General features: G+C 45.3%; 16 protein-coding genes and 2 pseudogenes. 7 read left to right on the top strand and 11 right to left on the bottom strand.

All coding sequences use genetic code 11. From position 1 onward, the window contains the following. The 3 genes from EHW56_RS15065 to EHW56_RS15055 form a co-directional block, all read right to left on the bottom strand. A partial coding sequence (locus EHW56_RS15065) for a UDP-N-acetylglucosamine 2-epimerase (RefSeq protein ID WP_172970397.1) occupies positions 1–496 on the bottom strand: 496 nt, incomplete at its 3' end. Position 497: 1 nt separating this feature from the next. Beyond that, complete coding sequence (locus EHW56_RS15060) at positions 498–1,541, bottom strand: N-acetylneuraminate synthase family protein (RefSeq protein WP_152799220.1); 1,044 nt, start codon at positions 1,539–1,541, stop codon at positions 498–500. Continuing rightward, positions 1,522–2,232 (bottom strand): cytidylyltransferase domain-containing protein, encoded by a 711-nt coding sequence (locus tag EHW56_RS15055; protein ID WP_152799223.1) that lies wholly within the window; start codon positions 2,230–2,232, stop codon positions 1,522–1,524. Before EHW56_RS15055 ends, EHW56_RS15060 begins: the two co-directional genes overlap by 20 nt. Positions 2,233–2,463: 231 nt before the next feature. On the opposite strand from EHW56_RS15055, the gene EHW56_RS15050 reads away from it, so the two are divergent. The 6 genes from EHW56_RS15050 to wecA all read left to right on the top strand — a co-directional run bounded on the left by EHW56_RS15050 (position 2,464) and on the right by wecA (position 9,363). Next, positions 2,464–3,735, top strand: a complete 1,272-nt coding sequence (locus EHW56_RS15050; protein ID WP_172969966.1) for an O-antigen ligase — start codon at positions 2,464–2,466, stop codon at positions 3,733–3,735. Between the two features lie 452 nt (positions 3,736–4,187). Beyond that, positions 4,188–4,520, top strand: a complete 333-nt coding sequence (locus tag EHW56_RS15360) for a hypothetical protein (protein ID WP_172969967.1) — start codon at positions 4,188–4,190, stop codon at positions 4,518–4,520. Positions 4,521–4,601: 81 nt separating this feature from the next. Then, a complete protein-coding gene (locus EHW56_RS15040; protein ID WP_152799227.1) occupies positions 4,602–5,291 on the top strand; it encodes a YjbF family lipoprotein in 690 nt (229 codons plus the stop codon). Then, positions 5,284–6,033, top strand: a complete 750-nt coding sequence (locus EHW56_RS15035; protein WP_152799229.1) for a capsule biosynthesis GfcC family protein — start codon at positions 5,284–5,286, stop codon at positions 6,031–6,033. The genes EHW56_RS15040 and EHW56_RS15035 overlap by 8 nt, the downstream gene beginning before the upstream one ends. Continuing rightward, on the top strand, positions 6,030–8,213 hold the full coding sequence (locus tag EHW56_RS15030; protein ID WP_152799231.1) for a YjbH domain-containing protein: 2,184 nt from the start codon (positions 6,030–6,032) through the stop codon (positions 8,211–8,213). The genes EHW56_RS15035 and EHW56_RS15030 overlap by 4 nt, the downstream gene beginning before the upstream one ends. A gap of 55 nt (positions 8,214–8,268) precedes the next feature. Next, complete coding sequence (gene wecA / locus EHW56_RS15025; RefSeq protein ID WP_172969968.1) at positions 8,269–9,363, top strand: UDP-N-acetylglucosamine--undecaprenyl-phosphate N-acetylglucosaminephosphotransferase; 1,095 nt, start codon at positions 8,269–8,271, stop codon at positions 9,361–9,363. Between the two features lie 69 nt (positions 9,364–9,432). On the opposite strand, the pseudogene EHW56_RS15580 reads toward wecA, so the two are convergent. Both EHW56_RS15580 and EHW56_RS15015 read right to left on the bottom strand, forming a co-directional pair. Then, positions 9,433–9,660 (bottom strand): annotated as a pseudogene (locus tag EHW56_RS15580) (transposase); the annotation flags it as partial. Between the two features lie 106 nt (positions 9,661–9,766). Continuing rightward, positions 9,767–10,798 carry an IS630 family transposase gene (locus EHW56_RS15015; protein WP_152799234.1) on the bottom strand — a complete coding sequence of 344 codons (1,032 nt, stop codon included), beginning with the start codon at positions 10,796–10,798 and terminating at the stop codon, positions 9,767–9,769. A gap of 99 nt (positions 10,799–10,897) precedes the next feature. On the opposite strand from EHW56_RS15015, the pseudogene EHW56_RS15010 reads away from it, so the two are divergent. After that, positions 10,898–11,485, top strand: a pseudogene (locus EHW56_RS15010) (transposase); the annotation flags it as partial. 152 nt (positions 11,486–11,637) lie between these two features. Here the strand turns inward: EHW56_RS15010 and EHW56_RS15005 are convergent. From EHW56_RS15005 to EHW56_RS14980, 6 genes are all read right to left on the bottom strand, one after another. Next, positions 11,638–12,852, bottom strand: coding sequence for a glycosyltransferase family 4 protein (locus tag EHW56_RS15005; RefSeq protein ID WP_152799236.1), 1,215 nt, complete (start codon positions 12,850–12,852; stop codon positions 11,638–11,640). Continuing rightward, the gene (gene wecB, locus EHW56_RS15000; protein WP_172969969.1) at positions 12,852–13,982 is read right to left on the bottom strand and encodes a non-hydrolyzing UDP-N-acetylglucosamine 2-epimerase; all 1,131 of its coding nucleotides are present in this window, start codon (positions 13,980–13,982) and stop codon (positions 12,852–12,854) included. Before wecB ends, EHW56_RS15005 begins: the two co-directional genes overlap by 1 nt. Positions 13,983–13,997: 15 nt before the next feature. Next, entirely contained in the window at positions 13,998–15,104 is a 1,107-nt protein-coding gene (locus EHW56_RS14995; protein ID WP_152799238.1) for a capsular polysaccharide biosynthesis protein CapF, read from the bottom strand. Beyond that, positions 15,105–16,142, bottom strand: a complete 1,038-nt coding sequence (locus tag EHW56_RS14990; protein ID WP_152799240.1) for a polysaccharide biosynthesis protein — start codon at positions 16,140–16,142, stop codon at positions 15,105–15,107. Next, positions 16,135–17,394 carry a lipopolysaccharide biosynthesis protein gene (locus EHW56_RS14985; protein ID WP_152799242.1) on the bottom strand — a complete coding sequence of 420 codons (1,260 nt, stop codon included), beginning with the start codon at positions 17,392–17,394 and terminating at the stop codon, positions 16,135–16,137. Before EHW56_RS14985 ends, EHW56_RS14990 begins: the two co-directional genes overlap by 8 nt. Continuing rightward, a partial coding sequence (locus tag EHW56_RS14980; protein ID WP_152800436.1) for an oligosaccharide repeat unit polymerase occupies positions 17,391–18,515 on the bottom strand: 1,125 nt, incomplete at its 5' end. The genes EHW56_RS14980 and EHW56_RS14985, both read right to left, overlap by 4 nt.

Below are 18,515 nucleotides of genomic sequence, written 5' to 3'. Positions count from 1 at the left end.
TACTCGATTCCGTCTCACCCAACTGAATAAGGCGACTTTTCGCCATTTGGTTGGAGACAAAGTGGATATGCGACATTTTTGAAACAGAGTGACGGATCAATTCATCAATGGTTCCAGACACCTCGCCACCCTCAACATGTGCGACAAGAATATTATTAAGTGCTCCCACAATCGCGCCAGCCATCGCCTCAACACGGTCACCGTGCACCACAATCATGTCAGGTGAAGTTTCGGCTACGTAGTCGGACAATCCTTGTATTGTTTTGGCCAAGGTAATATCCATCGAATCGTAACTGTTTTGATTAATATATGTGTAGAGGTTTTTGAATCCCGCCTTCTCGACTTCACGTGCTGTCATGCCATATTTGGCCATCATATGCATGCCCGTGATAAACACATACGCCTCAAAGTGCGGATGACTTTCTACTTTACCGATCAAACTTTTCAGTTTACCAAAGTCAGCCCGAGTACCTGTCAAAAATAGGATTTTTTTCATCTTAGCTAATATGTGCTTTCTTTATTTGAACATTTGCAGGGATCGCAGATACGGCTTTTTGGCCTAGCAAGCGCTCGTAATCTTCAGCAAGAAAATCGCCCGTACCAGGGCGCTTTACCCAAATATTATCGCGTGTTAGCGCTTCGCCCTCTTTAATCTCGGCAGTCGTCACCACACTGGCGTAAGCAAAGTCGATGGTCACTTGTTCTTCAGCCGCTGCTTTTTTTTCACCCCCTCGCATCTGCGCCATACGACGAGACTGGTGGATGAGTGCTCTGCACTCCTCACTGTCCATCGAGCAAACAATATCAGGCCCTTGCCTATCTTTGCTATCTGTAAAGTGGCGCTCAAGTACTGACGCGCCAGCAGCAACCGCCCCTAAGCAGGCGAGATTATCAATACTGTGATCAGACAAACCGACAACGGCATCAGGAAAGGCAGCTTGTAACTGCTCCATCGCACCAATACGTATTAAATGGTCAGGGGTGGGGTAAAGGTTGGTAGTATGCAGCAAGCAAAATGGCGTTTGATGCTTTCTAAAAATCGCCACTGCTTTGGCCACTGATTCAATATCATTCATCCCAGTGCTCAAGATGATTGGCTTGCCAAAGCCCGCAATTAGATCAAGCAACGGATAGTTATTACATTCCCCTGAGCCTATTTTGTAAGCAGGAACATTCATTCTTTCCAAGCGCAGGGCCGCGGCGCGAGAGAAAGGTGTGCTAATAAAAATTGCGCCCTTGGACTCAACATAGTCCTTTAGCTTTGTTTCATCTTCCTCATTAAGGGCACACCGCTCCATTATCTCGTAAATAGACACATCGGCATTGCCTGGAACGACACTTTTAGCTTCCCCGCTCATTTCATCTTCGACAACATGCGTTTGGTGTTTTATCACTTCGGCACCACCTTCGATTGCCGCATCCACCATTTGATATGCAACATCCAAAGAGCCTTCGTGGTTTATGCCAATTTCTGCAATGACAAGCGGGTCATAATCAAGGCCAATTTTTCTGCCTGAAATCTCAAATACAGGTTGAGTCATTCTTCAATTCCTTCATTCTTTGCTCGACAACGTCTAAGTCTTGTTTGGTATCGATATCAGCAGACAAGTACTCTGACATCACATAAGGGAAAACCTTAGACCTCGGAAAATAGTTGTGGCGTTTAAATTCTGCCGCCGAAAAAATATAGATAGCACCGTTTGGCTGAAACGCGCGCGGTAGGTCTTGGCGCCTTTGGTATGGCGCATCATCGCTGAATAGCCCAGAAATCGATCCATCATGCTGAGCAATATAGGCTTTCACAGGCGTATGTTGTGGCTCAAACACGCTGATCACAAAGTCGGCGTCTTTGTCACGGTAAAGCGCAAGCGCATTATCAATGCATTGTGCTTTTCTCAACGGTGACGTTGGCTGCAATAACGCCATGACGTCACAATCTACCGCATGCTGCTCGAGCCATGATAACGCATGGGTAATCACATCGATACTGCTCGCTTGATCCGATGCAAGCTCAGCGGGCCGCGGTATCACTTGTGCGCCGAATGCTTCGCTTACTCGGGCAATCTCTTCATCTTCGGTTGAAACATAGACCTCATCGAGGTGTTCGCTATGCAATGCAGCTTCTATTGTCCATGCAATCAGTGGTTTTCCATTAACGGGCAGGACATTTTTTCTTGCCAATCCCTTTGATCCCCCACGGGCAGGAATAAGAGCAATGGCTTTTTTTGGCATATCGGAACTGTCTCTTTGGTCATCTCGTGGGTGCTTACTATAACTAATTCCAACATCGCTCTCCACCGCTAGTCTCGCGCAAAGAACCAAGGGACAAGCATATGGCGTTCGATTTACCTCTTTGCGTATTCCACGACAAAAAGTGCAACCAACAACCACGCGTGTATAATGCAATCGTATTTCAGCACCATGTTACTCACAAAATTCAGAAAGAAAACAGAGGAAAGGACGTTGCTACTTACTTCTCGCCAACAGCTCACCAGCTTGTTATGTTTGGCCTACTTCGCCACCCTGCTCATCACCCCCGAATCATACAAGTATGCCGCGATTTTATTAGCGGTGGCTGGTTTAGGATTATTTCCCATGACATGGCGACAGCTAAAAACGCCCCCCGCGATGCTCATCAGTGGTGCATTACTGCTTTATTTCATAGTGACCCTATTCTTCGCCATACCCAGTGAGCACTACAGCCAAATCGATATGCCCAGTCGCGTACTGTTAGCCATCATAATTTTTGCCTTGCTCTTACAATACCCGCCCTCGCTCACGGTCGTGTTATATGGCTGTAGTATCGGGGCATCCGCCGTGGGGCTTATCGCACTCTATCAACACTATATTCTTGATATTCGTGCGCTTTCGACGGGTGGATATATGTCGGTTCAAGTCGCCGGCATGGCCGCAAGCCTGAGTGTGTTTAGCATTTTGGCCTATATCTATAGCTGTCAACACACATTGCCCACCTTGAAAAAAATCGCGTTTTTAGGCATCACTCTCGGCTTTACTGCACCTTTACTCTGTGGTGGTCGAGGCTCATGGGTGATCACGCCATTCGTGGCATTGTGGGCTGTTTTTTACTACCGAAAACACTTTCAATTTCGAGACTATCTCGCCATCGCCACCAGCGTTGCACTGATTATTGTTACTGCCGTTCTTCCTGCATTAAATAGAGGAGAAGCAGCTATCTCTGAATTTAACGACTATCAAGAGGCTAAACACACTGAACTTATTACTGAGCAAGAAAACAAGCAAACACCGACGGTCACCAGCTCTACAGGAATAAGGCTTGAGCTATGGAAAACCGCACTTCTTCTGGCGACAGAAAACCCTATTACGGGAACAGGCTATAATAAAAGGCTGGAAGAAAAACAAAAATTAGTCGAGCAAGGCCACGCCGATCCGGTTGTCACCCACATGCGGCGTGCCCATAACCAGTTCTTTGAAGAATTACAGGTGAAAGGCCTAGTCGGCTTTAGCACGCTCATTGTTTTACTCGCCGCGCCTTGGCTAGCAACAAGAAAACCAAAGATTAACGCCAATGCTGAACAGCAACTCGCAACGGTTCTATTGCGCTGCCATTTGATCCTCATCGCTGGATATATGTTGACGCAGCACTATATAAACGCGCACTCGGGTATTCTGTTCTTCTCCCTCGGGGTGGTGATTTTTGTGAGTATGGCGTTGAGGGGAGAGAGGCTAGAGACTAGAAAGATCCTAGGGTCCTAGGTCCTAGGTCCTAGGTCCTAGGGAAAGATAACGGAATACGGAATACGGAATACGGAATACGGAATACGGAATACGGAATACGGAATACGGAATACGGAATACGGAAAAAGCCTATCGTGCCTGGCTCTGCAAATAAAGTTCCTAGGGTCTAGGATCCTAGGTACTGCTTCCCCGTATTCCCATTCACGAATACAGATTACTTAATACAGAGTACAGAAAAAGCAAGAGCCCCAATGCAAGCACGATCTGCTCTTTCTCTAGGTCCTAGGTCCTAGGTCCTAGGTCCTAGGTTCTAGGTCCTAGGCCCTTTCCCTGCTCTTCCGCACATTTAAAATGAAAAATCTGTGATGTGCGCGGTATTTATTTTACTTCTCACCGCGTAGCTATTAGAGTTTACAGGTGTCTGCGTTTGCAGACGTTTTTGTATTAATGCAAAAATCATGGAGAGACGAATGAAAAAAATTGCAACGGGTCTGATTGCTATGCTGTTCGCAGCAAGCACAATGGCCGCAACAGAAGCCGCGCCGGGAGCTGGCGCAAGTGGTGGTGGCGCTGGTGCTGGCGCGGGTGCCGGTACAAGTGCTAGCGCGGGCGCTGCTGGTGCTGGAGCAGGTGCTGGCGCAGCGGGTGCCGGTGCTGCAGGTGCGGCTGCAACGGGTGGTATCGCTGCTGGTACCGTCGCTGCAGGCGTCGCGGCTGCCGCGGCAGTTGGCGTAGCAGTTGCTGCTGCTAACAATGATGACAACAACACATCAACCTCTGCTAGCGCTAACGCTAATAACTAAAGGCGAGAGCCATTCAAGTAGTTACAAAGGCGGCTTTGTAACTACTTTTTTATCCATATACAGCCCGTCAACCAATAACTTATGAATAAGCCCTTCTTTCCAGCTTTAGCTGTTTTTATCGCACTCGCCACCACAGGCTGCACACAGCGCATGCAAGATCTGAGTGATTCATTTAAATTCGCCTATCAAGGCTTTCCCGATGCCAAAAAAAGCTGGGATGAAATCAACGCCCTGCCCTATGCCAGCCTCTATGCGCAGCTCGACAATGGTCCCCGAGGGTTCATGGTGCTGGCGTTTGCCGAACCCAGCCAACATCCTAGCCCAAACTTAAAGTGGTTATCGGGGGATCATGAAATGATCGTCACCCGCAACAACCGCATTGTAAAAACGGTTAACTTTGCTGAAGGAAACCTCACTACCACCCAAGTGAATAGCCCTGATCCACTCAGTATTGGCCTTAGCACTATTCATATGCCGCATCAGTGGTCACGCACCCTAGATTGGCAACCGGGCAACCACAGCGGCTACCGCGCCGACTCCACCTTTACACGCGGCAAACCGCAAACCATCTCGGTAAACGGCACAAAGGCTGATACAGTGCAATACCATGAGCGTGTCACTCTACCGACGCTCAATGTCGATTTCACCAATCATTATTGGGTTAGCGAAGACACTGGCCGCATGGTTAAATCCTATCAGCACCTCGCACCTGGCTTACCAGCAGTAACGCTGACGCATTTAAAACCGTATCAAGGGGGCGCTGATGAGTAAGTATCAAGCCATCAAACTGAGCCTATGCGCAGCGGTGTTGTTTTTAACGCTGCCCACCTACGCTAATAACGTGGTCACCGCCAATCAAAACGTTGCGCTCTCATTCACACAGCCACCGCGTCTGGCTGAAGCAGTGCTCACCGTGACACAAACCCAACAACGCTCACTCGACGATGTATATTGGCCCGCTGCCGGTCTTTACCGTATGGAAAGCCAGCAAGCACAAGCAATAAGCGATCTTCAACCCATACGCGATCAAATCGCCGTTCACACGGGTGAACGACGTCAGCAGTGGCAAACGCTTTATCAGGCACTCAGCAAAATGGCGGTTGGCGAGCGCGTGGCCGGATCGATTGATCCCGACATCACCCGCATCACCCCCGACACCAACCCGGCATTAAACAGCAATTGGCACCTACAGCTGCCTAAACGCCCAACAAAAGTGACAGTGCTCGGCGCGGTGAATCAACCAGGCAGCTACCCCTGGAATGCGCGCCAAGGGGCGAGCGATTATATACAGCAAGCGAAAACGACCACACTCGGTGTATCGCAAGTATGGGTGATCAGCCCCACCGGCGAACGCACGCAACACCCAGTGGCATATTGGAATCACCAGCATCGCGATATTCTACCCGGCTCAGTGATTTATATCCCCTTGCCAAGCAAAACCATTAAAGGCCAAGCGATCGCGCCTAACCAACACGTGCTAACGTTTTTACAAAATAGGTTAATCCGACCATGATGGATTTTTCTTCTGCATCCGGACGCATTTTTCTCTCCGCCGTCGCCCTTGCCGTCAGTCAGGCAGTATCAGCAGACAGCTTCGATTATCCCGAGTTGGTGCACTCACAAACTGACTTTGGCGGCGTGGGCCTGATGCAAATGCCCACCGCACGCACCGCGCCCGAGGGCGAATTTACCTTGGGCAGCACCTATAACGAAGACTATGTGCACTTTAATACCTCACTGCAGCTGTTTCCATGGTTAGAAACCACCATTCGTTATACCCAGGTACACGACTTACTTTATAGCGATGATCCCGATTTTAGCGGCGACACCAAATACACCGATAAAAGCATTGATGCCAAATTACGCCTGTGGCAAGAAAGCTTTTGGCTGCCCGAACTTGCAATTGGCGTGCGCGACATCGGCGGCACCGGGTTGTTTGATGGTGAATACATTGTCGGCTCCAAACGTGCCGGGCCGTTTGATTTCTCGCTCGGTATCGGCTGGGGCTATATGGGCAACCGCGCCAACCTCGCCGGCGATAAAAACCAATCGGTAGATTGTGGCCGGGATACCACTTACTCCGGCAAAGGCGGAAGTGTCGATATAGAGCGCATGTTCACCGGCTGCACCGCGTTATTTGGCGGGGTGGAATACCAAACCCCTTATGCGCCGCTGAGCCTAAAGCTTGAATATGACGCCAACGATTACCAAGCCGATTTTATTAGCACCAAAACCGGCATCCCCATGGAGGTGAATAGCCCGTGGAATGTGGGCGCCGTGTATCGCTTGGGAGATTGGGGGGCAGCACGGTTAGCCTATGAGCGTGGTGCGGTGGTCACCGCAGGCATAAGCCTTAACACCAATTTTAATCAAGTAAGCCCCTTTTGGCTTGACGACAACGCCCCCAGTTATCGCCCAACGGCCAAGCGCGACGAGTTAAGCGAGGCACAATGGCAACAATTAAGCGCACAGCTTGCCAATGTGGCGGGGTATCACGATAACCGCGTGCATTTTGATGGCGAGACAGTGACTGTCACTGGCGAGCAAAACAAATACCGAGACCAAGATATGGCGCAAACGCGCGCCGCTACCTTGATCGCCAATACTGGCATTAATGCCAAACAATACCGAGTTATTGACCAGTCTAAGCGCCAGCCCATCACTGAAACCGTGATTAATGCCAGCACCTATGCTGCCGTCGCCACCAACAGCTATGTAGGCGCAACCCCTGACGATGCCCGCACGCGCCGGCAGCCGCAACCGACATCGGGCAGCATAAAAGCCAACCAGCGCGATAGCGTTGATGCTGGTCTTGCTCCTGTGTTTGTGCAATCGTTTGGGGGGTCCGAGAGTTTCTATATGTATTCACTGGGCGTGGCTGGCAACGCCGCTGCCCGGTTAGGCGATCATTTTATTGCCTCGTCCAGCGTGTATGTCAATATTGCCGATACCTACGACAAATTTAAGTACACTGTGCCGCCCGATGGCACCGATCTTAAGCGCGTGCGTACGTTAAACCGCCAGTATCTTGAAGACACTGTGCGTGTGACCAATGTGCAACTGACCTACCTCGACCATTTTGGCGATAACTGGTACACCCAAACCTATGGCGGCTACTTAGAGACGATGTTTGCCGGTGTGGGTGGCGAAGTGCTTTATCGCCCCATCGACAGCCAATTTGCCTTTGGGTTAGATGCTAACTACGTCAAACAACGTGAGCCCGGCTCAGCATTTGGGCTTTTTAAAAACGAATACCAGCCTGCCGAAAATGGCAACCGAGAATTTCGGGTACAAACCGGCACCACCACCGGTCACGCCACCCTCTATTGGCAAAACCCGCTCAACCTGTTTGACGGTACATTGGCCAAAATCAGCGCCGGGCGTTATTTGACCGAAGATGTCGGCATGACTGTGGATATCGCCAAGCAGTTTGATAGCGGGATCACCGTGGGGGCCTATGCCAGCAAAACCGATTTATCCGCCGATGAATACGGTGAAGGCAGCTTTACCAAAGGCTTTTATGTGTCGATTCCATTTGATTTGCTCTCGGTTAAACCCACCACCTCACGCGGCGGCCTAGAGTGGCAGCCCCTTCAGCGTGATGGCGGACAAAAGCTCAACCGCAAATACTCGCTTTATGAGCTAACCGATGGCCGAAACCCATGGTTTGAACGACCGAACAACCGACACTAAATTAGATAGCGGCTTATAATAAAAACACACGGCCGCCCACTAAAAGGAAAATACCGTGATTACTTCACTCGTCGATTTGGCTTTACTGTTATTTTTTTCCACGGCCTCATTGTTTGTGCTCAGAAAACTCGCCAAACGTGTTGGCTTAGTCGATAAACCGGATCAGCGTAAACACCACGCTGGCGCTGTCCCCTTAGTCGGTGGGCTGGCGGTGTGTTTGTCACTGGTTTACTTTCTCGTGAACAACCCAGATGTGATACCCCACAGTGGATTATACGCAACTTGTATGCTGATTTTGGTCGCGATTGGCGTCTTGGATGATAAGTTCGACCTCGACTTTAAGCTGCGGATTGGTGTTCAAGCGGCGCTAGCAGTGGCGATGATGGCCCTGGGTGATATCGAACTAAGTCGCTTGGGTAATATTTTTGCCACCGGACGTGTGCATCTAGATACCCTCGGTTACGGGCTTACCATACTGGCTGTAATTGGCGCCATTAACGCGTTTAATATGGTCGATGGGATTGATGGCTTATTAGGCGGGCTGGCGACGGTGACCTTTGTTAGCTTGGGGCTGCTGCTGTTCTTGAATGGTCACCACTCAATGGCCTATCTGTGCCTTGTGCTTACCGTGATTATGGCACCGTACCTGCTATTTAATTTAGGTGTGTTGGGGCGTGAGCGAAAGGTGTTTATGGGCGATGCCGGTAGTATGTTGATTGGCTTTACCGTCATTTGGTTTTTACTGCTTGCCAGCCAACACCCCACTAATGCCGCGATACGCCCCGTAACCGGACTATGGCTGATTGCCCTGCCACTGATGGATATGGCGGCAATTATGTTCCGGCGCGTAAAACGTGGCGACTCCCCCTTTAAACCTGATCGCGAGCATTTACACCATATTTTTCAGCGTGTGGGTTTATCCCCCCGACAAACCCTGACCGCCATTTGTTTGCTCGCCACCAGTCTTGCCAGCATCGGTATTGTAGGCGAACTGCTGCAAGTGCATGAAAGCATCATGTTCGTCAGCTTTTTACTCTGTTTTGCGCTTTATTGCATGATGCTCCGCCACATTTGGCGTGTCACCACTTTTGTCCGAGCAAAGCTGGGGAAGAATGAATTTGGTGAGAAGGTTGGTGAGGTTAGGGGATAGAGACTAGAGACTACTTTATGAGCCGCTTTGAGCTTTTCCTAGTCCACGGAAAACGCATGAACATCCCCGTCACAAAAGGCTTTTCAGCACGGTCGCTAGGTACTCTTGGTCCATCGCGCACATCATTCGCTTGCGTTGAATGCCGGCTTTAAAACTCTTCTCTTGCTTTAATAAATTCAAAACCATTTGCCTTATTCGTGCAAAAACTTCCGTTCGATCGTCGACTCTTATTCGGCAAGCATCTTCTTTTAATCCAACATCAAGTTGCCAATGCATCGATTCAATTAACCAGTGTGAGCACGGAAAACGCATGAACATCCGCGTCACGAAAGGCTTACCAGCACGGTCGCCAGGTACTCTTGGTCCATCGCGCACATCATTCGCTTGCGTTGAATATACCCAATTAACTTGAAGATGCATGATTAAACATCTGAAAGTTATCGTTGATACGAGACGTCAAAGACCCTGCGATCTCAGGGAGAGTCACAGTAAAAAATTGGTCAATCGATTGAGCAAAATCCCGCTTGGTTTTGAAGTAACAATTATTCCGTGCATGCTCGTTCATGACCTTCCATAACCGTTCTATTGGATTGAGGTTTGGGCTATAAGGTGGCAGATAATGAAGCTCTATATTGAGCACATAGGCGGCATCTTTCACTAAGTCAGTGCGGTGATAGCCCGCACCGTCCAAGATAAGATGAACCTTGTGATTCAGCGGATAGCTTTCCCTTATCTTGCAGAAAAATCGAACAATGTTCTCACTGTTAACGGTGTCATAATCACTGATAATAGGACGGCCAAGGTCAGATAAATTAAGTGCGCCAACAATATTGAGGCGACTACGGCTCCCTGTCGTCTCTATTGCTTTGTCTTGTCCTGTGCGTATCCAGCCTTGCGTCACTTTTGTCGTTTGAGTCGGATGAACAGCATCCATAAACAGGATGGCTTCATCTTTGCCGCAGCGTGATTTGAGCGCTTCATAGGCGTCGACAAAGGCGTGTTGCTTCTCCTCATCGAATTTATGTGGCACGCCTTTAGGCTTTTTATAGCTAAAACCGTTGTGGTGCAGCCATTTGTTCATGCCAGCAACGGAGTAGCGCACACCAAACTGACTCTGCACATACGCGACAATCTGGTGGGTGTGGGAGTAGGTGTGTTCGGTCAAATGCTCAATCAAGGCCAATGCTTGAGGAGCGGACAAATGACTGCTTGAGCCACCATTCTCGGGCTTGAGTTTTTCAGCAGTTGCGTAGTCTTCAAGATGACGCCGTACTGTTGTTTCGTTAATACGCAATGCTTGAGAAATCATCGCAGCGCTCCAACCTTCAGACGCGAGTAACACTGCTTTGATACGATCGCGCACTCGCCCATCACGAGTCGTCCCATGTTGGCGGTCGAGTTCAAGCTTCTGCTGTTTGGTTAAAGTCACTTTCATAGGTAGGAATCATGATCCTGTTTCTACGTAAAATCAGGCATCTTCAATGATCACGGGTATAAGTCATTAAATCGCTAGCCCAGGCATAGCGCGGATCTTCATGCGTTTTCCCTGCTGACAGACCTACAAAACCGTGGCGTCAAAGACATCCTTATTGCCTCGGTCGATGGATTAAAGGGCTTCCCTGAAGCCATCGAAACTGTCTATCCCAAGACGGAGGTTCAGCTTTGCATCATCCATCAGATCCGCAACAGCGTGAAGTACGTGGCCAGCAAAAATCAGAAAGCCTTTATGTCCGATCTGAAGTGCGTTTACCGAGCGACGACCCAAAACGCCGCAGAGCAAGCGTTAGATGAACTGGAAAGTAAATGGGGTACTCAATATCCACTGGTCATAAAATCGTGGCGCAGCAAATGGGAAAATCTATCGGTGTACTTCAAGTACCCAGAACAGGTCCGCAAAGCAATTTACACGACCAATGCCGTTGAGGCTGTTCATCGCCAATTCCGCAAACTGACGAAGACCAAGGGTGGCTTTGCCAACGAGAACGCATTGCTCAAGTTGCTGTATGCAGGTATGTTGAAGGCATCAGAGAAGTGGACGCATCCGGTGCAGAATTGGAACCTGACATTGTCCCAACTGAGCATCCACTTCGAAGGACGGCTCGACGACTACGTAGATCTTTAAACGTTGGGTGACACAGAACTATGAACACCCTCGTCAACTGCTGGTAGCTCATGGTAATCACGTTTTGATTTTGGCGATGAGAAGCGTACCACTATCAGCAGTTGACTTCCTCTCGCCAGTTTAACCATGAGTGTTGCACTTATTATCTGAATTCAGGTACTTTCATCTTTTTCTTCCAAATTCTTGATAATTACTCCTGCAGCTGCTTGTACGGAAAACTCATCTTCAAGTAATCTATAAGCCCTTTTACCTACATCTTTTCTCAATAACTCATTATGGTAAAGTGACAACGCGTTTTGATATAACTCCTTATCTTCACCATTAATCGATAAGTAGCCAGCTTGGTTATCATTGATGGTTTCTAGCAGATCATTACCTTGATTTACGCTCCCCAAAATAGGTTTAGATTGAACCATATAACCTAAAAGCTTACCTGGAAAGTTATGAGCCGTATGCTTTGCTGAGAGAGAGAAAAGCCCAACATCAATATCACACAGCAGGTTCTTAAACTCTTGCTGGTTAACCGATGGAAGATAAGTAAAGTTACTAAGTGACCATTTTTCAGCTAAGTGGTTAACTAGATTAACTTCATCTCCTTGCCCTACAAAAAGAAAATGAGCTTTTTCATAAGCCGCCATTGAACGGACAAGACGCATCAAATTCGCCATATCCTGTGCGTGCCCAATATTCCCCCCATAGAAGTAAATAACTTTATCTTCCAAGTTAAGTTTTTTACGGACACTATTGTCTGGGTTTATCAATGTATGAGGTTTTAGTTCAGCCCAGTTCCTGAGAACTTCGGTCTGATATTGATCACTGGTGGCGGCATTGAAAATCTGTTGGTTTTTCTCTGACATTAATCCAATCCTATCTGCTTGGCGATAAGACTGCTTTTCAAAAAACCGAAAATACTTTTCAATCAAAGAGCCTTGTCTAATAATGCCTGCATCAACAGCCCACTGAGGGAATAAGTCACGCAGAACTAAATAAGCTTTGCATTGACAACGCGACTTTAATTTATCAACGAGCTTACCCCAAAATATAGAGGGAGAATAGTAAATAATACCATCAAAGGTTGATGGCTTTATTTCGCTAGATATGGCTCGCCAGGCTCGGAAAGAAAGCACGGTTTCATTTATGGCTCGCTTAATCTTTGTCGTGTCTTTTATCATACCACTGGAAAAAGACCAAATATTCACACCACTTAACTGTGTTTTTACTAGCCTTTTTTCCTGTCCCTCGGAGGGCGTGATCACAGTTACCTGGTGACCTAATCTAACATAGTAACAAGCGAGATCATGAAACATTTTGGCCCCAACACGAGTGCTATGGGGCAAGTAATCATCAATAATTAACGCTAACCGCATTAGTATCTTTTCCAAACGACACGGTTTACATAATCGGTATAGGAATGGATAATTCGCACAACCTTTTCTGACACATTTGGCATCGAATAATCATGAACTTGGCGCAATAATCGCTCTTCACCTGAAGGTTGAGATTCAAGAACTTGTAGTGCTTGCATAACTCTCTCAACATCTAGACCAACCATCATCACCGACGCTTCTTCCATTCCTTCTGGTCGTTCATGCGCTTCTCGCATGTTTAGTGCCGGAAAGTTCATAATCGATGACTCTTCGTTAATCGTTCCACTATCAGAAAGCACGGCTTTTGCGTTCTTTTGTAAATGGTTATAGTCATGAAAGCCTAATGGTTTAAGTAATTGAATGTTTGAGTGGAATTCTAAGCTCTGCGCTTCAATACGCTTACGAGTACGAGGATGCGTCGAAACAATCACTGGCAAGTTGTAGTGATTTGCTAGGGTATTTAGTGTTTCTGCTAACTTTGCTAGCTGCCTAGGTGCGTCTACATTCTCCTCACGATGAATACTGACAACAAAAAACTGTCGTTTCGATAGCTCTAAGCGCGATAGTACGTCAGAACCATCAATCCTTGCCATGTAGTGATTTAACACTTCAAACATTGGACTACCTGTTTTAATAACACGATCAGCAGGTAAGCCCTCAGCGAGTAAATAGTCACGAGCTATCGTGCTATAAGTTAGATTAATATCTGCGGTATGGTCGACGATTCGGCGGTTCGTTTCCTCAGGTACACGCTGATCAAAGCAACGATTACCTGCTTCCATATGAAAAATCGGCACTTTACGCCGTTTAGCAGGGATAACTGAGATACACGAGTTCGTATCGCCCAACACTAACATCGCCTCTGGGTCAACCTCTTCAAGCACTTGATCCACTTTAATAATGACTTGACCAATAGTTTCTGCCGCACTCTTACCGGCAGCATTGAGAAAGTAATCCGGCTTGCGCACACCAAGATCATTAAAGAATACTTCATTCAGCTCAAAGTCATAGTTTTGTCCCGTATGGACTAACGTATGTTCACAGTGCTCGTCTAACTTCGCAAGAACGCGGGATAACCGTATAATTTCAGGACGAGTTCCCACAACGGACATTACTTTGAGTTTTTTCACTTCACTACTCTCGAATTAAGATAACGGATAAGCAACTGTATCGGGGGCCTCACGGTCAAAAATTTCGTTAGCCCAAAGAATCACGATCATTTCATCATCACCGATATTGGTAATGTCGTGTGACCAACCAGGCACAGTTTCGACAATTTGAGGTGAGCTACCATCTGTATAAAGCTCATAACGTTCACCCGTTGCAATATGTTCAAACTTAAATAAAGCTTTACCTTTGAGAACCAAAAACTTTTCATTTTTACTGTGGTGATAGTGACCACCACGCGTAATACCTGGATGGGCGGTAAAAAACGAAAACTGACCTGTTTGCTTGGTTTTAAGCATCTCGCTAAACACGCCACGCTCGTCACCATAGCTAGGGATAGGATAGCTAAACAGCTCTGGTGTCATATAGCTTAAATATGTAGAGTAGAGCGCACGCGTTAAGCCAGTACCAACATCTTCAGTAACCAAATTATCTCTGCTCTCTTTGAAACTGCGCAGTAGAGTCGCCACTTCCCCTACCGTCGTCGGATACTCAGGCGTGACCCGCTTGTAACCGCTTTCCGAGTCACTGTCCAACAACCCAATTAGGCGGGCACAAACGTCATCGATATAAACTAAGGTCACAGCTGCTTCTGGGTCGTTAATCGTGATATCTAGCCCATTTAGAATGTTGTGACAAAATGTGGCCACGAAAGAATTGTAGTTTGGGCGGCACCATTTTCCAAACACATTAGGGAAGCGATAGATAAAATAGGGAGAGTTTGTGTGCTGACCATATTGCTCAACTAACTGCTCGGCTAGTCTTTTACTTATCCCGTATGCGTTATCTCGTTCCGCTTGTATAGAAGAGCTCAACACTATCGGTACGTGCTTGTTACTGCGACTAAGTTCATCGACAATATACTGGGTAAAGTCTGAGTTCCCGTACTGAAACTCAGCCTCATCGTCAGGCCGATTAACACCTGCTAAATGATACACGAAATCTGCAGCGCTAAGTGACTTAGATAAAACGGTTTCCGGTGTTTCACGGTCAACTTCAACAATGTCATGATAACCATGCTCGCGAAGCATCACACACAGATTTTTACCAATAAAACCTGTGGCGCCCGTAACAACAATCTTCATTTAAACCCCCTCTGGAACAACTAAGCTACCTGCTTCAATGTCTCCTATGAAGTCGAGCTTTCTTAGCAGCGCAATCATACCGTCCACATCTAGGCGTTCGGTATTATGCGAGTTGTAATCTTCAATGATAGACAAATCTCGTTCGCCTTCATCATGATACTTAGCGTAGTTTAAGTCTCGGTTATCCGACGGGATTCTATAATAGCCTCCCTGATCTTCTGCCACGAACATTTCTTCTCGACTACATAATGCTTCGTAGAGTTTTTCACCATGCCGTGTACCAATCACGTTAACAATATGCTCTGGCTTGTGTGTTATCCGCTTCAATGCTTCCACTAACGTTTCAATTGTGGCTGCTGGTGCTTTTTGGACGAAAATATCACCGTTAGTCCCGTGTTCAAAGGCGTGTAAAACAAGATCGACCGCATCGTCTAGTGTCATCATAAAGCGCGTCATATTGGGATCTGTAACCGTCAACGGTTGGTCATTGAGCATTTGCCGCAAAAACAGTGGGATAACTGAGCCGCGCGATGCCATCACATTTCCGTAACGTGTAGCTGCTATCATATTTTTCGTTGGATCCACATTGCGAGATTTCGCGACAATCACTTTTTCCATCATTGCTTTAGAAATTCCCATAGCATTGATTGGATAAACGGCTTTATCGGTACTCAAACAAACCACGCGCTTTACGTCGTTTTGGATGGCCGCTTCAAGGACATTTTCCGTTCCTAAAACGTTGGTTTTTACTGCTTCCATAGGATGGAATTCACAAGATGGCACTTGTTTTAATGCTGCGGCATGATAGATATAGTCTACACCACGCGTAGCGTTCAATATACTCTGAGGATCACGCACGTCCCCAATATAGAACTTCAACTTTGAACTATTATATTTTTTCCGCATCTCATCTTGCTTTTTCTCGTCGCGAGAGAATATGCGGATCTCACTAATATCCGTATCTAGGAAACGATCAAGTACTGCGTTACCAAAAGAGCCGGTCCCCCCCGTAATTAATAAAACCTTTGAATTAAACATTAACGCCCCCTAAAAAAAATACCACCGTAAAAAATGAAAAAACTATAGGGGAAAGAACTCGCCTATAGCTTGCAAAAAAACTATAGTAAGATACTAAAAGCATGTATATAACATATGCTGATAGCGTTACCATACAAACACCTAGCAAACCAAAATACGAAGACAATGGGTAAAGTGAAAAAACACTATACAGACACACAAAAAAAGTAATCTTTGAAATAAGACTACCTTTCCTCTCATAGAAAAGCGAGGATGAAAAATACAAATAAAAGAACAAAAAGTACAGACCGCATGATAATATTACTACAAAAGAAAAAATATCTTTATTGTCATAATTAGAAAAATAAGGCAGAACTATTTTTGCTAAATAAATAAACCCCCATAAGAATACGGAGTTTATTACAAAAAAAATCCGATAGAACTTACTTGAACCGACAAGTTTTAAGTTTGTCACACATAGCTGCGGCAATCCAAGAGCATAGCTTGATGATACTAATAGAAGCAGTGATGCTACTGAATAAGAAAAGGAATACAAACCCAGCTTTTCCGAACCAAAAAACCACTTTACAAAAAGCCTATCAAAAGAAGAGTTGAACCATTGCGCTATAGAATGAGGAATTAAAGATATAGCAAAAATAAGATATGAGCTATTAAAACTCTCACGTTTCAGGCTGATAACCTCCCTTGGTTTTTTCAGCAAACATACAACATCTCTAGTTAAAAAAGAGCATCCTAAATTACAAACAAAGATTATTATGACAATTGTTAAAACTAAGTCGTTATCCCTAAGACCTAATTGTTTCACGCTGAAATAAAAAGAAATGAGCAAAAAAAGAAACTTTAAAAGTGTTAACTTAAAGTATTCATATGGGCCTTTTTGAAATCTTATTAAGTTAGAGTTAACAATAAACAAGCATTCAGAGAGAACAAAACCTACAACCCAATACAACGTGTTGCTATAAAAAAAGGGGGACACTAAAAATAAAGCAAAAATCATAAACAGCATAATAAAGTTATGCATATTAACAAAGTGCATTACGCCACACTTATCTTCATAGTATTCCCTTGCTATAATTACAGATATATTCATTGTTAAAATAACACTTAACAATGAAGATGTTACTAAATATATGTTGAGATCGCCAAGAAATACTGGCTTTACATATATAGCAGAAAGAGGAACAAGAAGAAGCATCCCTGCTCTATTCAGGGCGACAGAAACCCCGTATAATAACAAGCTCTTTACAGTCATTTTAGTACTTTCAACCGCCCTAAAGACTCATAAGTTACAACGACAAATATTAAGACCATCAATGGCAAAACAATCCTTATGTTGAGAAAGCCACCACGAAGAACAAGAACAAACATCATGAATAGGAAAAGGAAAATAAAATCTATCGCTCTTCTTCGAGGAATATTAAGACACACTTTGACATACCGATAATTAGCAAAAAAAAGCAATAAAAACCCTAAAAACAAACCACTGTAGCCAAAGTTAAGAATCATATTACCGTATATACCAAAAGTTATGTTTGTTGTTCTTCCGTCAGATAACATATCCTTATATACTAAACGTGTCTCGGCTGTGGATACCGGCTTATCAGGCATTAAAGATCTAGGTACAAAAGCATAATAGAAATCTTTCAATGCAACTAAGTAGTGGTCATTTTTATTGTCTATATAATCAATAGAGTCCTGTAAGACAAACGAGCTATTAAAATCCAGTTTAAACGCATCGCTGTTAACATATTCGAGAAAAGACGTGTCATGCCCTTGCCTAATTAGTGCATTCCCCACCATTATAGTCAAAAAAATTACAGTAAAGAAAGCGGCATGAATAAATCGTAAAGGCTTTTCATGAGAAATAAAATAAATAAAAGATAAAAACAAAAAGTAAGAAATTATAGCCGCTCGACCACCAGATAAGGCGAGCAACACTATCACTAGAAAAAGAATGCAGAGCTTATATTTATTAGATCCTGACTTATAAATATCATACAACATCAAGAAAATCATAGATTGATAAAGATAGAAAACCCAAGCAGTTCCCACTTTGCTTTGAGCATAAAACTTTGCATTCTGCGTTAAAAGAAATGTAAAATTATAACTATTAAAAACAGACTGGAAAAGAAACAAAAATAAAAAAATGCAAAAGAGCATTATAAAAAAATAACAAGTTAAACCTAAACCTTCTTGAATCTCCCCCCCTTTTTTTTTCTTTCTTGTGACATTTTGACTATATAGAAAAGTAAAAATCACCGTGAACAAAATATATATTAATATTTGAATAATAAAGAAATATGTGTAGAAACCATTTAGATCTGGATATATATCTAGCATGCTACTAGGTAGATAAAAAACTAAGTCGTAAAG

Origin of the sequence: Salinivibrio sp. VGrn1 (genome assembly GCF_009377995.1) — a bacterium.
Lineage (GTDB): Bacteria > Pseudomonadota > Gammaproteobacteria > Enterobacterales > Vibrionaceae > Salinivibrio > Salinivibrio siamensis.
Note: the sequence above shows the minus strand (reverse complement) of the source record. Positions and strands in the feature narration are given on the sequence as shown.